The 13,685-nt window shown below is 71.5% G+C and carries 1 protein-coding gene; it reads left to right on the forward strand.

Annotation, left to right across the window (positions count from 1 at the left end; translation table 11 throughout):
• A partial coding sequence (locus ACHFIV_RS11230; RefSeq protein WP_398966385.1) for an SDR family NAD(P)-dependent oxidoreductase occupies nucleotides 1–13,685 on the forward strand: 13,685 nt, incomplete at both ends.

The following is a 13,685-nucleotide window of genomic DNA, read 5'->3' on the forward strand; positions in this document are numbered from 1 at the left end:
CGGGTGCGGACAACCTGGACGCGGTCTTCGGTGACCGGAAGCTCGACGCGTTCGTACTGTTCTCGTCGATCAGCGCCGTCTGGGGCAGCGGCGGGCACGGCGCCTACGCGGCGGCCAACGCCCATCTCGACGCCCTGGCCGAGCGGCGCAGGGCCCGGGGCCTGACCGCCACCTCCATCAGCTGGGGCCCCTGGGGCCAGGGCGGGATGATCGAGGAGACGGGCGAAGCCGAGCTGCGGAGGCGCGGACTGCCCACGATGGCGCCGGACACCGCGATCACCGCACTCCACCGGGCACTGGCCGAGGGCGACGTGCACGTGGCCGTCGCCGACGTGGACTGGGAACGCTTCGCACCCGCGTTCACGGCCGTGCGGCCGAGCCCGCTCCTGGACGGTCTGCACGAGGTACGGCAGATCCTTGAGCGTGCCGAGAGCCGTTCCGAAGGACTCGACGAGAGCTCCGCGTTCAAGCAGCACCTGGCAGGTCTCTCCTCACCGGAACGTGACGCGGAACTGCTCGAACTCGTCCGCCGTGAGGCCGCGACCGTGCTGGGGCACCGCAGCGCCGACGAGGTCCCCGCCGACCGTGCGTTCCAGCAGCTCGGCTTCGACTCGCTCACCGCGGTGGAGCTGCGCAACCGGCTGAGTGCGGCGACAGGTCTGTCCCTCCCCTCCACGCTGATCTTCGACTATCCGACGCCGACGGCTCTCGCCGGCCATGTCCGCACGGAGGTGTTCGGCGAGACGCCGGAGAGCCTCCACACGATCGCAGCGACCGGGGAGTACGCCGAGGACCCCATCGTCATCGTCGGCATGAGCTGTCGGTTCCCCGGTGGCGTCGCGTCGCCCGAGGAGCTGTGGGCTCTGCTCGAATCCGGGGGGGACGGCATCTCCGGCTTCCCGGAGGACCGCAACTGGGACGTGGGCGCGCTCTACGACCCGGACCCCGAGAACGTGGGCACCTCGTACGTCTCCGAGGGCGGGTTCCTGCACGACGCCGCGCAGTTCGACCCCGGATTCTTCGGGATCTCACCGCGTGAGGCGCTGGCGATGGACCCCCAGCAGCGACTGCTTCTCGAGGCGTCATGGGAGGTGTTCGAGCGAGCCGGCATCGACCCGACCTCCCTCAAGGGCGACAGGGTCGGAGTGTTCACCGGAACCAACGGCCAGGACTACGGCTACGTCCTGGGCGGCGCGGGAGACTCCGTCGTCGGCTACGGCGCCACCGGAAGCTCCGCCAGCGTCCTGTCCGGACGCATCGCGTACACCCTCGGTCTGGAAGGCCCTGCGGTGACGGTGGACACCGCGTGCTCCTCGTCCCTGGTAGCCCTGCACCTCGCAGCGCAGGCGCTGAGGAAGGGCGAGTGCACCATGGCCCTGGCCAGTGGTGTGACCGTCATGTCGATGCCAGGCGCCTTCGTGGAGTTCTCCCGGCAGGGCGGTCTCGCAGTGGACGGCCGGTGCAAGGCCTTCGCCGAAGCGGCGGACGGCACCGGCTGGGGCGAAGGCGTGGGAATGCTGCTGGTCGAGCGGCTCTCGGACGCGCGGCGCAACGGTCACGAGGTCCTGGCGGTCGTGCGGGGTTCGGCGGTCAACCAGGACGGCGCGTCCAACGGTCTGACGGCGCCCAACGGGCCGTCCCAGCAGCGGGTCATCCGGCAGGCGCTGGCCGCCTCCGGTCTGTCGGCCTCCCAGGTGGACGTGGTCGAGGCCCACGGCACGGGTACGACGCTGGGTGACCCGATCGAGGCGCAGGCGCTGCTCGCGACCTACGGACAGGACCGCACGGACGACCGGCCGCTGCTGCTCGGGTCGGTCAAGTCGAACATCGGTCACACGCAGGCGGCGGCCGGCGTGGCCGGAATCATCAAGATGGTGCTGGCGATGCGGCACGGAGTGCTGCCGCAGACGCTGCACGTGGACGAGCCTTCGTCCCACGTGGACTGGTCGGCGGGGGCCGTCGAGCTGCTGACCGAGCCGGTTGCCTGGCCCGAGACGGGCGAGGCACGTCGGGCGGGTGTGTCGTCGTTCGGGATCAGCGGGACCAACGCCCACATCATCCTGGAACAGGCTCCTGACGCGGAGACGTCGGACGGAGCACGTGCCAGGTCGCTGCCGGTGGTGCCGTGGGCGGTCTCGGCGAGGACCGAGGCGAGCCTTTCGGCGCAGGTGGAGCGGCTCTCGGCGTTCGCCGAGGGCCGGGATCCGGTGGATGTCGGGTTCTCGCTGGTGACGACGCGTGCCCTGCTGGAGCACCGTGCGGTGGTCATCGGTGACCGGATGGTCGAGGGAGCGATCACCCCTGGGCGGACCGCTGTGCTGTTCTCGGGTCAGGGTGCGCAGCGGTCGGGTATGGGCCGTGAGCTGTACGCGTCCTATCCGGTGTTCGCGGACGCGTTCGACGCGGTGTGCGCGGAGCTGGACCGGCATCTGGACCGGCCGGTCCGTGAGGTCGTGTTCGAGGGTGGTGAACTGCTGGACCAGACGCAGTTCACGCAGGCGGGGCTGTTCGCCCTGGAGGTGGCGCTGTTCCGTCTGGTGTCCGCCTGGGGTGTGAAGCCGGATTATCTGCTGGGTCATTCGATCGGTGAGTTGTCGGCCGCTCATGTGGCCGGGGTGTTGTCGCTGGAGGATGCGGCGCGGCTGGTGGCGGCCCGGGGCCGTCTTATGCAGGCGTTGCCGGCGGATGGGGCGATGGTCTCGCTCCAGGAGACGGAGGACGAAGTCCTTCCCTTGCTGACCGACGGCGTCTCCATCGCCGCGCTCAACGGGCCGTCCGCGACAGTGGTTTCCGGTGACGAGGACGCAGTTCTCGCCATCGCGGCGCGCTTCGAGGCGGAGGGCCGTAAGACCAAGCGGCTGCGGGTGAGTCATGCGTTCCACTCGCCGCGCATGGATGCCATGCTGGAGGAGTTCCGCACGATCGCCGAGGGGCTTGCCTTCGGTCGCCCCGAGATCGCCATCGTGTCCAATGTGACCGGTCAGGTCGTGACCGGCGACGAGGTCTGCTCGGCGGACTACTGGGTGCGCCATGTCCGTGAGGCGGTCCGCTTCGTCGACGGCATGCGCGCCTTGAAGGACCAGGGCGTGAGCACGTACCTGGAGCTCGGCCCGGACGGTGTCCTGTCCGCGATGGGCCTGGACTGCGTCGAGGACGCGGCGTTCGCCCCCGTGCTGCGCAGGGACCGCGACGAGGCGACCACCCTGGTTACCGCCCTCGCCGAGCTCCACGTGCGCGGGAAGTCCGTCGACTGGACGGCGTACTTCGCCGGCACCGGCGCCCGCCGCGTCGACCTGCCCACCTACGCCTTCCAGCGCGAGCATTACTGGCCCGCAGCCGCAGCGAGGTGGATGGGTGACGTATCCGCGTTCGGAATGCGTCCTGTAGGGCACCCGATGCTCGGTGCGGCGATGACGCGGGCCGACGCGGACGGACTGATCATGACGGGCCGGCTGTCACTGCAGACACATCCGTGGCTCGGCGACCACGCCGTGCTGGGCGCGGTTCTGCTCCCGGGCACCGCCTACGTCGAACTCGTCCTGCAGGCCGGCGAACACGTCGGCTGCGGTCTCCTCGAGGAGCTGACCCTCCAGAGCCCGTTGGTGCTCCCCGAACAGGGCGGAGTGGCCGTACAGCTGACGGTGGGCGCGCAGGACGCGGAAGGCAAGCGCCCCGTCGCCCTGTACTCCCGTTCTGCCGAAGGGGAGGACGACACCCGCCCGTGGCAGCAGCACGCGGCCGGTCTGCTGGCCCCGGCAGGTGCCGAAGCCGGGACTCCCGAGCTGGCCGAGTGGCCGCCCCGCGACGCCGTCGCCGTGTCCGTGGACGGCTACTACGAGACCCTTGCCGAGCACGGCTACGGCTACGGCCCCGTGTTCCAGGGGCTGCGGGCGGCATGGCGCCGGGGTGCGGACGTCTTCGCCGAGGTGGCGCTGCCGGACGGTGCCGAGGCCGAGCGATTCGGTCTGCACCCCGCCCTGCTCGACTCCGCCCTGCACGCGATGGGACTGAACACCGGCGGCGAGTCCACGGGCGAGGCTGCGGGGGTCGGCCTGCCGTTCGCCTGGTCCGGCGTCTCCCTGTACGCGGTCGGCGCGTCCACGCTCCGGGTGCGGATCACCCCCACGGGGTCGGGCGTCAGGCTCCTGGCCGCCGACGGGTCCGGTTCCCCCGTCGCCCGGGTCGAATCGCTGGTACTGCGTCCGGTCACCGCAGAGCAACTGACGGCGTCCGGAGCGGATCAGGACGCGCTGTTCCACCTCGAATGGACGCCTGTCCCCGTGTCGCCGGACGGGCCCGCCCGACGGTGGGCCGTGATCGGCGAGGGGTGGCCGCAGGCCCTCGGGGCCGAGCCGTACGCGGATCTGGCAGCCGTGGACCCCGCCGTCGACCTCGTCCTCGTCACGCACGGCGCGAAGGCGGGTGACGACCACGGCGCGGAGGCCGGTGACGATCTGGCGTCCGACGTGCGCCGGAGCGTGCACGAGCTGCTCGCGCTGGTCCAGGAATGGCTGGCCGATCCCCGCTTCGCCGACGCACTGCTGGTGGTCGCGACCCACGGTGCCGTCGTGCCCCGGGGTGAGGACGCGCTGTCCGACCTGGCCGGAGCCGCTGCCTGGGGCCTGATCCGCTCGGCGCAGTCCGAGAACCCGGGCCGACTGGTCCTCGTGGACCTCGACGACTCCCACGACGCGCTCCTCCCCGCACTGGCCACGGGCGAGCCACAGCTCGCCATCCGGGCCGGTGACGTGTTCGTGCCCCGGCTGGGCCGCGCTGCGGCAGGGGAGTCCCTCGTACCGCCCTCCGGTGACACCCCGTGGCGGCTGGACATCACGCAGAAGGGCACCTTCGAGAACCTCGCGCTCGCCGGCTGCCCCGACGTCGCCGGGCCACTGGCCCCGGGAGCCGTACGGGTCGGCATGCGTGCCGCAGGTCTGAACTTCCGGGACGTCCTCATCGCGCTCGGCGTCTACCCCGGTGACGCGACCATGGGGATCGAGGGCGCCGGTGTCGTCCTGGAGACCGGTCCCGGAGTCACCGGCCTACAGCCGGGCGACCGGGTGATGGGCCTGTTCTCCGGCGCTTTCGGGCCGGTGGCGGTCACGGACCGCCGAACCCTGGCCCGCATCCCGGACGGCTGGTCCTTCACCGAAGCGGCATCGGCTCCGGTGGTCTTCATGACCGCCTACTACGCACTCGTGGACCTGGGCCGGCTGCAGCCCGGCGAGTCGGTCCTCGTACACGCCGCCGCAGGTGGTGTCGGCATGGCCGCCGTGCAGCTCGCCCAGCACCTCGGTGCCGAGGTCTTCGGCACCGCGAGCAGCGGCAAGTGGGACGTGGTGCGCTCGCTCGGACTCGACGACGCGCACATCGCCTCCTCCCGCACACTCGACTTCGAACGGCAGTTCCTCGAGGTCACCGAGGGCCGAGGAGTGGACGTCGTCCTGGACTCCCTCGCCCGGGAGTTCGTGGACGCGTCACTGCGCCTGCTGCCGCGTGGCGGCCGGTTCATGGAGATGGGCAAGACCGACATCCGCGACGCGGAGGAGATCGCCGCGGCCCACCCGGGCGTCGCCTACCAGGCCTTCGACCTGATCGAGGCCGGCCCCGAGCGGATCGGTCAGCTGATGGCCGAGGTCCTCGCGCTCTTCGACAGCGGCGCGCTCAAGCCGCTGCCGATCCGGACCTGGGATGTGAGGCAGGCGCAGGAGGCGTTCCGCTTCCTCGCCAAGGCCCGTCACGTCGGCAAGGTCGTCCTGACCGTGCCCGAACCCGTGGAGCGTCACGGAACAGTCCTGGTGACCGGAGCCACCGGTGCCCTCGGTGGACTGGTGGCACGCCACCTGGTGGCTGAACACGGCGTCCGCAGCCTCGTACTGACGGGCCGCCGCGGAGCCTCGGCGGCCGGTGCCGCCACGCTGGCCGCCGAGCTGACCGAGGCCGGAGCCGAGGTCGTCCTGGCCGCCTGCGACGTCACCGACCGTGATCAGCTGGCGGCCGTCCTGGCCGCTGTGCCCGAGGACCGGCCGCTGACCGGTGTGGTGCACGCCGCAGGAGTCCTCGACGACGGTGTGGTGTCGTCCATGACACGGGAGCGCCTCGACGCCGTACTGCGCCCCAAGGTGGACGGCGCGGTCCACCTGCACGAACTCACCGCGGGACTCGACCTGTCGATGTTCGTCACGTTCTCCTCGGTGGCCGGCGTCTTCGGCGGACCCGGTCAGGCGAACTACGCGTCGGCCAACGCCTTCCTCGACGGCCTCGCCCAGCAGCGGCGCAGCGCGGGGCTGGTGGCGACCTCGCTGGCCTGGGGCCCCTGGGCCACCACGGACGGCATGCTCGGACGACTCGACGGCTCGGACGTGGACCGCATGGTGCGCTCCGGTGTCCTGCCGCTCGCGGACGAGCACGGACTCGCCCTCCTCGACGCCGCGCTGGCCTCGCCACGGGCCGCGCTGGTGCCGGTGAACCTCGATCTCCCGGCCCTCCAGGTACAGGCCGCCGCGGGCGCGCTGCCCGGAGTGTTCCGCGGACTGGTCCGCACCTCCGGCCGACGCCGGGCGCCGGCAGCCGTCGCGCCGGGCGCGTCCACCCTCGGTGAGCGCCTCGACGGACTCGCGCCGCAGGAGCGTGACCGGGAACTGCTGGACCTCGTACGGACCCAGGCAGCCTCGGTACTCGGCCACGCCGGAGCCGAAACGGTGGACGGCGACAAGCAGTTCAAGGAGCTGGGAGTCGACTCGCTGACGGCGGTGGAGCTGCGTAACCGGCTGAACGCCGCGACCGGTCTCCGACTCCCGGCGACCCTGGTCTTCGACTACCCCACTCCCGCGGCCCTCGCCGCCTTCCTGCTGACCGAGATCATGGGTGGCGTCGTAACGGACGACGCGAGCCCGCTACCCACCGGTGCGGACGACGACCCGATAGCGATCGTCGGCATGAGCTGCCGCTTCCCCGGTGACGTGAACTCGCCCGACGACCTGTGGCGGCTGCTCCTCGACGACGGCGACGCCATCACGGGGTTCCCCGACGACCGTGGCTGGCACGCGGACCGGCTGCACGCTCCGGAGACGGAGGGCGGCGCCGAACAGCTGACCACCGTCCGCGAAGGTGGTTTCCTGTCAGGCGCCGGCGCCTTCGACCCCGGCTTCTTCGGTATCTCACCGCGCGAGGCCCTGGGAATGGACCCCCAGCAGCGCCTGCTGCTGGAGACCGCCTGGGAGACGTTCGAATCCGCGGGCATCGACCCCGCCGACGTGCGCGGGAGCGCCACCGGTGTGTTCGCCGGCGCGTCGTCCTCCGCCTACGGCGCCGGAGCGCAGATGCCCGAGGGCTTCGAAGGCAACGCCCTGACCGGCAGCGCGACCAGCGTGGTGTCAGGCCGGGTGTCGTACACCTTCGGCCTCGAGGGCCCCGCCGTCACGGTGGACACGGCGTGCTCCTCCTCGCTGGTGGCCCTGCACCTCGCGGTACAGGCCCTGCGCCAGGGCGAGTGCACCATGGCACTGGCCGGCGGCGTCACGATCATGGCCGACCCGGGCATCTTCATAGAGTTCAGCCGACAGCGCGGTCTGGCACCGGACGGCCGCTGCAAGCCGTTCGCCGACGCGGCGGACGGTACGGGGTGGTCCGAGGGCGCCGGCATGGTCCTGGTGGAACGGCTCTCGGACGCACGGCGCAACGGGCACCGGGTGCTCGCTGTCGTACGCGGTTCAGCGGTGAACCAGGACGGTGCGTCCAACGGCCTGACCGCGCCCAACGGCCCGTCGCAGCAGCGAGTCATCCGCCAGGCCCTGGCGAACGCGGGTGTCGCCGCCGGGGACGTCGACGCCGTCGACGCCCATGGCACGGGCACGCGGCTGGGTGACCCGATCGAGGCGCAGGCCCTGCTCGCGACCTATGGACAGGAGAGGCCGGAGGACCGGCCGCTGCTCCTGGGGTCGGTCAAGTCGAACATCGGTCACACCCAGGCCGCCGCCGGTGTGGCCGGTGTGATCAAGATGGTGCAGGCCATGAGGTACGGGCTGCTGCCCCGCACCCTCCACGTGGACGAGCCGACGTCCCACGTCGACTGGTCTGCGGGTGCGGTGGAGCTGCTGACGGAGCCGGTGGCGTGGCCGGAGACGGGCGAGGCCCGGCGTGCCGCGGTGTCGTCGTTCGGGATCAGTGGGACGAACGCGCATGTGATCCTGGAGCAGGCCCCGCAGGCGGAGGTGGTCGAGTCCTCCGCGCCTGTCGCGGTGCCGGTCGTGCCGTGGGTGGCGTCGGCGAAGACGGCCGGGGCGCTCGACGCGCAGGTGGAGCGGTTGTGCGCGTTCGCCGAGGGCCGGGATCCGGTGGATGTCGGGTTCTCGTCGGTGACGACGCGAGCGATGCTGGAGCACCGTGCGGTGGTCGTGGGTGACCGGACGGTCGCGGGGTCGGTGACTCCGGGGCGTACGGGTGTGCTGTTCTCAGGGCAGGGCGCCCAGCGCTCCGGTATGGGCCGTGAGCTGTACGCGTCCTATCCGGTGTTCGCGGACGTGTTCGACGCAGTGTGCGCGGAGCTGGACCGGCATCTGGACCGGCCGGTCCGTGAGGTCGTGTTCGAGGGTGGTGAGCTGCTGGACCAGACGCAGTTCACGCAGGCGGGGCTGTTCGCGCTCGAAGTGGCTTTGTACCGGCTCGTGTCGGCGTGGGGTGTCAAGCCCGACTATCTGCTCGGACACTCGATCGGTGAACTGTCGGCCGCGCATGTGGCGGGGGTGTTGTCGCTGGAGGACGCGGCGCGGCTGGTGGCTGCCCGAGGCCGGTTGATGCAGGCACTGCCGGTGGGCGGCGCGATGGTCTCCCTCCAGGCGTCCGAGGACGAGGTCCTGCCGCTGCTGACCGAGAACGTGTCCATCGCCGCGCTCAACGGACCGTCCGCCACGGTGGTCTCCGGTGACGAGGACGCAGTTCTCGCCATCGCGGCGCATTTCGAGGCGGAGGGCCATAAGACCAAGCGCCTGCGGGTGAGTCACGCGTTCCACTCGCCGCGCATGGACGCCATGCTGGAGGAGTTCCGCACAATCGCCGAGGGGCTTACCTTCCACCGGCCCGAGATCGCCCTCGTCTCCAACGTGACCGGCCAGGTAGTGACCGGCGACGAGCTGTGCTCGGCGGACTACTGGGTGCGCCATGTCCGTGAGGCGGTCCGCTTCGTCGACGGCATGCGCGCCCTGAAGGACCAGGGCGTGGATACGTTCCTGGAGCTGGGCCCGGACGGTGTCCTGTCCGCGATGGGCCTGGACTGCGTCGAGGACGCGGCCTTCGCCCCCGTGCTGCGCAAGGACCGCGACGAGGCGACCACCCTGGTCACCGCCCTCGCCGAGCTCCACGTACGCGGGAAGTCCGTCGACTGGACGGCGTACTTCGCCGGCACCGGCGCCCGCCGTATCGACCTGCCCACCTACGCCTTCCAGCACGAGCAGTACTGGCTCACGGCGCCGTCCGCTCCTCCGGGGGACATGGCGGCTGCCGGTATGGGCCGTTCCGATCACCCCCTGCTGGGGGCCGGCGTACGGCTGGCCGGTTCCGACGGGTTCCTCTTCACCGGGCGGCTGTCGGTGGAGTCACACCCCTGGCTCGGTGACCACATGGTGCTCGGTTCCGTCGTCGTCCCGAGCACGGCTTTCGTCGAGCTTGCGCTCCACGCGGGCGAACGGTTCGGCGCGGACCTCCTGGAATCGATGACCGTACGCGCACCGCTCGTCCTCCCCGAGCACGCGTCGGTCGGTGTCCAGCTGGTCATCGCCGGGGACGACGGCACCGGGCGCCGCACGGTGGAGGTCCACGCGCGCCTCACGGCAGGTGGCCCGGACACGGAATGGACCCTGCACGCCTCCGGCGTACTGGCCTCCGCTGCGGACGTCCCTGCTGCGACAGCGGTCTTCGCGGAGTGGCCGCCGACGGACGCCGCCCCGGTGTCCGTGCAGAGCGTGTACGACGATCTGGCCGACGCCGGTTACGACTACGGCTCCGCGTTCCGTGGAGTACGGGCCGCATGGCGCCGAGGCGACGAAGTGTTCGCCGACATCGCACTCGACGAGGACACGGACACCCAGGGGTTCGGTCTGCATCCGGCCCTGCTGGCCGCAGCCTGCCACCCGCTCGACGGTGGCCTGCCGTCCACCTGGTCCGGCGTGACCCTGTCAGCAGTGGGCGCGAAGGCCCTGCGGGTGCTGATCCGTCCGGCAGAGCAAGGCTTCGCCGTCATCATGGCCGACGAGGCCGGCGAGCCGGTGGCCGCGGCGGAGTCCGTGGTGCTGACACCGGTGACGCCCGAACAGCTCAGGACCGACTCCGGTGAACGGGACTCACTCTTCGCCCTGGAATGGGCGCCGGTGAAGCTGCCGGCCGAGGCCCCCATGGGCGCCTGGGCCCTCCTGGGAGAGCCGGGCGCGCTCGCTCCGCTCGGCATACCGGCGTACGCCGACCTGTCCGAGCTCGACCGGATACCCGACGTCGTCTTCTACGTCCCGGAGGTCGCCGACGGCGATCTGGCCTCCCGTACGCACACCACCGGTCACGCGGTCCTCGAGACCGTACAGACGTGGCTGAGCGACGACCGGTTCGCGGAAGCCGCCCTGGCCGTCGTGACCCAGGGAGCGGTCGCCGTCGGAGACGGCGGACCCGACGACCTGGCGGGTGCCGCAGCCTGGGGACTCGTACGGTCGGCACAGTCCGAGAACCCCGGCCGGCTTCTGCTCATCGACCTCGACGACCACACCGCATCGACCGAGGCACTGGCCGCCACGCTGTCGGGCGGCGAACCGCAGGTCGCGATCCGTGAGGGCCGCGCTCTCGTACCCCGGCTGGTCCGGCCGGCACGACTCCCGGAGACAGCAGAAGCAACGGAAACAGCAGACGCAGCGCCGCACGGGACCGTTCTCGTCACCGGCGCGACAGGCGCCCTCGGCGCCCTGGTCGCACGGCACCTCGTGGCCCGGCACGGTGTCCGCAGCCTGGTGCTGACCAGCCGTCGCGGCCCTGACGCGCCGGGCGCCGCCGATCTCGCCGCCGAGTTGAGGGCGGCCGGCGCCGAGGTGGCACTGGCCGCCTGCGACGCAGCCGACCGGCGGCAGCTTGCCGCGGTTCTCGCCTCGATCCCGGCCGACCGCCCCCTGACGGGCGTGGTGCACGCGGCCGGTGTCGTCGACGACGGTGTCGTCTCCTCGCTGACCGCGGAGCGGCTGGACACCGTACTGCGCCCCAAGGTCGACGCGGCCGTACACCTTCACGAGCTCACCGAGCAGCTGGACCTGTCGATGTTCGTCCTGTTCTCCTCGGTCGCCGGCACCTTCGGTTCCCTCGGCCAGGGCAACTACGCGGCAGCGAACGCCTTCCTCGACGCGCTGGCCCTGCACCGCGCCGGCCGCGGGCTGGCTGCCACGTCGCTGGCCTGGGGCCCGTGGGATCTCGCCGACGGCATGGTCGGACGCCTGCACGACGGCGACACGAGCAGGATGAGCCGTTCAGGAGTGCTCCCCCTGACGGCCGGCGAGGGGCTGGCACTCCTCGACACGGCGCTCACCGGTGATCACGCGACGCTCGTGCCCGTGCACCTGGACCTGGTGGCCCTGCGCGCACAAGCCGCTGTCGGGGCGCTCGCAGGAGTGTTCCGCGGCCTGGTCCGCACGAGCTCACGCCGCAGGGCCGGATCCGCAGCCGGATCGCTGAAACTGCTGCAGAAGCTCGCGGGCCTGACCCGGGAGGAGCGCGGAGCCGCCCTGCTGGACGTGGTGCGCACCCAGGTCGCCGCGGTCCTCGGCCACAGCGGGACCGAGACGGTGGGTGTCAGCCGGCCGTTCAAGGACCTGGGCTTCGACTCCCTGACCGCCGTGGAACTGCGTAATCGGCTGGACGCGGTCACCGGTCTCCGGCTCCCCGCGACACTGATCTTCGACTACCCCACTCCGGCGGCCCTTTCCGACTTCGTGCTCGGCGAGGTCCTGGGCACACAGCCCGAGGCCCCGGTCGCCCTTCCGAAGGCTCCGTCGGTGGACGACGACCCGATCGCGATCGTCGGCATGAGCTGCCGGTACGCGGGCGGGGTGGCGAGCGCCGACGACCTGTGGCGGCTGGTCTCCACGGGAGGGGACGGGATATCCGGTTTCCCCACCGACCGTGGATGGGACCTGGAGAGCCTCTACGCGGCAGGTGGCGAGGACGGCACCTCTACGACGCTGGAGGGCGGATTCCTCTACGACGTGGCGGAATTCGACCCGGCCTTCTTCGGGATCTCGCCCAGGGAAGCCGTGGCCATGGACCCGCAGCAGCGGCTGCTGCTGGAGATCTCATGGGAGGCGTTCGAGCACGCCGGGATCGACCCCGTGTCGGTCCGTGGCGACCACATCGGAGTCTTCGCGGGAACGGCCTCGTCCAGCTACGGGGCCGGGATGCGGCTGCCTGAGGGAACCGAGGGGCACCTGCTGACCGGCAACGCGACCAGTGTCATCTCCGGTCGTGTCTCCTACACGTTCGGCTTCGAGGGCCCTGCCGTCACGGTCGACACCGCGTGCTCGTCCTCGCTGGTCGCCCTGCACCTGGCGACGCAGGCCCTGCGCTCGGGCGAATGCTCCATGGCGCTGGCCGGCGGTGTGACGGTGCTGACGAACCCGGGGATCTTCGCCGAGTTCTCCCGTCAGCGTGGTCTGGCGGCGGACGGCCGGTGCAAGGCCTTCGCCGACACGGCAGACGGTACGGGGTGGTCGGAGGGTGCCGGCATGGTGCTCGTCGAGCGGCTCTCCGACGCGCGGCGCAACGGACACCGGGTGCTGGCGGTGGTGAGAGGCTCGGCGGTCAACCAGGACGGTGCGTCGAACGGACTGACGGCTCCGAACGGCCCCTCGCAGCAGAGCGTGATCCGGCAGGCGCTGGCGAATGCCGGGTTGTCCCCGGACCAGGTGGACGCGGTGGAGGCGCACGGAACGGGTACCAAGCTGGGTGACCCGATCGAGGCGCAGGCGCTGCTCGCGACCTACGGACGGGAGCGGACGGATGACCGGCCCCTGCTTCTCGGCTCCGTCAAGTCGAACATCGGGCACTCGCAGTCCGCGGCGGGCGTAGCAGGCATCATCAAGATGGTGCAGGCCATCCGGCACGGGGTTCTGCCCCGGACCCTGCATGTGGACACTCCGTCCGCGCAGGTGGACTGGACGTCGGGCGCGGTGGAACTCCTGACCGCCTCGACGGCATGGCCGGAGAGGGGCGAGGCCAGGCGCGCGGGAGTCTCGTCCTTCGGGATCAGTGGAACGAACGCGCACGTCATCCTCGAGCAGGCGCCGGAGGACGAGACGGTGCCGGCCGGAGACGGGCTTCCGGCCGGAACCGCACTGCCGTTCGTGCTCTCCGGGAAGTCGGAGAGCGCGCTCCGGGACCAGGCATCACGTCTGGGACAGGCCGTGGCGGACGCGCCGGGAATCTCCGTACCGGACCTCGCGCACGCGCTGGCCGTGAGCCGGTCGCGCTTCGAGCACCGTGCGGTGATCGTCGCTGCGGACTCGGACGAGCTCCGGGCGGGCCTGGGCGCGCTGCTCATGGAGGGTCGTTCCGGTCCGGGTGTGGTGCGGGGTGTCGCTGATGGTGTGGCGCGTCCGGTGTTCGTGTTCCCGGGTCAGGGTTCGCAGTGGGTGGGTATGGCTGCGGGGCTGATGGAGTCCTCA

Origin of the sequence: Streptomyces sp. ALB3, from assembly GCF_044385685.1 — a bacterium.
Classification (GTDB): domain Bacteria; phylum Actinomycetota; class Actinomycetes; order Streptomycetales; family Streptomycetaceae; genus Streptomyces.